Raw genomic sequence first — 3,639 nt, forward strand, 5'->3', positions numbered from 1 at the left:
TGTAAAAGCTGAAGAACGGTATTATACAACGAAATATGTTTCGATTGATAATGAGCTGGTAAGCCAGGAACACGTAGTAAAATTAGAAAACCAGGTGGATGAGAAGCTTGGGAAAGAAGGAATAACGATGAATCAGTCTACAATTTCAAAGGAAATAGATGTAGATAAAAGATTTCAGCCATTGAACGGAAAACAAACGAATAGTAAAGAAAAAGACAAAGAGCCAGAGCCTGGTAATATAGAGCAGTCAAAGGCTACAAAGAAGTCAAGTAGAAAAAGAGAAACGATGGAAATGGAACGATGAAAAATTTTATAACAGGAACACCAGATTAAATCATTTTTTGTTACTCAATTGAGGAAACGGAAAGTGATTTTTTTATATCTAAAAATGAAAGAGGGTAAAAGTAAAAGCCCTCTTTCTTGTTTATAGTGTTAAGTAACAATAAAGTTGTTTAATTTACAATAAAGTCGTTTAAAGAATAATAAAGTTGTTTAAAAAACGCCAGTCATACTATTGAACAAAAGGGCCAGATTGTAAAGTAAGATTGTACAACTAACTTGGAGGTTAGAGAAGGATTTCACGAAACTAAAATAGAATTTCACACTAATACTTTTATATGATTTATTGGATAGATTCTCTTTATTTTATGAGTAATAAGATATATTGCATGAGTACTAATGAGATCAACAAAAATACGAGGTGTCCAAACATGAGTTTTTATTTTAAAGAATGTAAACAAAGTGATATTGGGGATTTAATCCAAAGATATGTTAGCACATTAAGCTCTCCTATTGATTCCGTTTTAGAGGAGCACATTCTCAATTCCGTATTTTATACAATCCGTTACAACTCCGAAGTTGCAGGTTATTATGCCATACAGAGTAACCAGTCCCTAACTCAATTTTATTTAGATTTATCATACTACAAAAAATCCCAAGAGGTTTTTGAAAATGTTCTTAAGGATCATTCAATTCGGTCAATACTGGTTCCAACATGCGACGAACTTTTTTTAAGTTTGGTATTAGATCATGATTATAAGATCGAAAAACAAGCTTACTTTTTCCAAGATAACAAAGTGGAAGTTCCAAAGGGAAAATTATTTAAAGATGGGGAATTCAGAGCTGCGGTACCTAGCGATGCTACAAAAATAACTGAGGTTTGCCAGGACTTCCTTGATAAAGTGGAGGAACGTATTGAAAATAGGGAAATATTCACCTACACCAAAGGAAGTATTCTGCTTGGAATAGGGATTATCGAAAAAAGTAAGTTACTTGATAGATATGGAAATATGGGCATGTTTACAAATGAACAATACAGAAAAACAGGAATAGGCAGAACAATAATTCATCATTTAAAGGAATGGTGTTATGACAATAATCTAAATCCGATTTGCGGTTGTTGGTATTATAACACTCCCTCGAAACAAACGTTAGAAAGTGCTGGTATGGTCTCTAAAACAAGATTATTAAATATCAAAGTCCTATAGATTTTTAAATGAATGAATTTATAGCTAATCTTGAGTTAGTCAAGAATCAGGCGCGGTTGTTGAATAAGACTTAGATTTTAAACGACTTTATTGTTATTCAATTTAAGTAATGTAATTCACAATACAGAGATATTAAACAACAATTAAAAACACCGTCTAGGTTAACTGGACGGTGTTTTGTGTGATTATAAGGGCAGAATTAAACATCTTTATTGTAACTGATCATATAGAACGAAAGGAGTGAATGTCATGAATGTATGGCTGTTTGCGGGCTGTATGTTCCTTGTAGCAGTCTTTTTGAACACGTTGCTATATTTGGTCACAGGATGATAAAAAAGCGGAAAAACAAGAAATGGAAGCGTAAAACTGAAATTATAGATTAATAGGAGGTACTACGTATGGGAAAAACATTATTTATTGCAGAAAAGCCGAAAGTAGCTGTTGAATTATTAAAATCACCTAGATTTAGAAACTCACAAAAGCATCCAGGAAGCAAGCCATATTATGGATACTATGAAAATGAAAATTACATTATTAGTTGGTGCCGAGGGCATTTATTAGAACTAAAATATCCGGAGGAAATGGATGAAAGATACAAAGAATTTGATTTTAATCACTTGCCAATTATTTTAGAGCCGGAATATAAAGCGAAATCAGATAGTCTTGAACAAATTGAAATACTGGTTAAGTTGTTAAATCGTCCCGATGTAGATCATGTGGCAAACGCTTGTGATGCGGATAAGGAAGGTGAGCTTATCTATCGTGAAATAGTTGAATATGCAGGTGTGAACAAGCGAGAATCTCGCCTTTTTATCTCTTCCTATGAGGCCGCAGAATTAGAAGGAGCGTTAAACCGCTTAGAACCAGGAACAGACTATGACGGGCTTGCTCAATCCGCTAAAGCAAGGCAATACCTGGATTATATTCTAGGAATTAATGTTACAAGGGGTTGTACATCAAAACTAGCAAGAAACCAATTCTTATTGGCTTCTGGTCGTGTTCAAATGTGTATCTTAAATGAAATCCGTCAAAGGGAAATTGCTATCCAAAATTATAAAGAACAAACCTACTACTATTTGAAGCTACTAACCGAAAATGGTTTATCACCGGTGATGACAACCGAAGAGCAACTGATAGATCCATCGCCACTACAAAAGCTTGGAGATAGCTTGAAAGAAACGAATGTAATCGTAACGGAATTTAAAGAAAGTACGAGAAAAAAGAAACCCAAATTATTATATAACTTAACGGATATCTACAAAGATGCTCACGCCAAACTGAAGATAAATGCGGAAACAGCAAAAAAACACATTCAGAGCTTGTATGAAGAAGGCTTTATCACATATCCTCGTTCTTCATCCAGGCATTTACCTACAGAACAAGTGGAACGAGTGAAGGAAGTAATGGCAGCATTAGAAAAAAGCTCCTATGCAAATCTCGTACAACAAGTAATCCCATCTTCTATTACAAAAAAACACACTACATTTAATGATGAATTAGTCAGTAGTCACTTTGCCATCATCCCAACAACAAAATTATATGTCGGGACCAACCGAAATCCATTAGAAAAACAGTTATATGACTTAATTGTAAAACGATTTATCGGGAATTTTATGAAACCAGCAATCTACTTGGTAAGAGAAGTACATTTTATAGATCAAGAGGGCAACACATACAGTACAAAAGAAAAGATCCTACAAGAGAAAGGGTTTCTAAGTGTGTTTCAAGAGGATATAGAAGAGGGATCAGTTGAAGCATTTCAGATACCTATTTTACGAGAAGGAGATTCTTTCAGAATCGTTCAGTATGACCTGATTGAGTCTCGAACAAAGAAACCAGCCTTTCATACTGAAAGCTCTATTTTAACCTTTATGGAGACAGCAGGACGTAAATTAGATGATGAACATTTGAAGGAACTCATGAAAGGAAAACGGATAGGGACAGTCGCAACGGAAGAAACATTTATTCCGAAACTGTTAGACCGTAGCTATATTGATGTCACCAATAATCAAATTCGAACCACTCATATTGGTCGTGCGTTTATAGATGCTTTTCCGGTAGATGAAATCAAAAATCCAGCTTATACGGCTGAAATGGAAGGGATGATCTACATGATCGAAAAGAAAGAAATGAAATATGAGGAATTTGTAGA

Annotated in this window: 2 protein-coding genes and 1 pseudogene; all 3 read left to right on the forward strand. The window is 34.4% G+C overall.

Annotated elements, in window-relative coordinates; genetic code table 11:
- A pseudogene (locus BWGOE10_RS28760) lies at positions 1 to 304 on the forward strand (hypothetical protein); the annotation flags it as partial.
- Positions 305 to 710: 406 nt separating this feature from the next.
- Complete coding sequence (locus BWGOE10_RS28765; RefSeq protein WP_070144230.1) at positions 711 to 1,487, forward strand: GNAT family N-acetyltransferase; 777 nt, start codon at positions 711 to 713, stop codon at positions 1,485 to 1,487.
- A 398-nt stretch (positions 1,488 to 1,885) separates the two neighbouring features.
- On the forward strand, positions 1,886 to 3,639 hold a 1,754-nt coding region (locus BWGOE10_RS28770), incomplete at its 3' end, for a DNA topoisomerase (RefSeq protein ID WP_070168365.1).

The sequence above is a fragment of the Bacillus mycoides genome (assembly GCF_001757995.1).
In the GTDB taxonomy this organism is placed as follows: Bacteria; Bacillota; Bacilli; order Bacillales; family Bacillaceae_G; genus Bacillus_A; species Bacillus_A mycoides_B.

What these genes read in the sequence shown, in the direction of transcription:
- BWGOE10_RS28765 (WP_070144230.1), top strand. Translation starts at nt 711, where the DNA reads ATGAGTTTTTATTTTAAAGAATGTAAACAAAGTGATATTGGGGATTTA.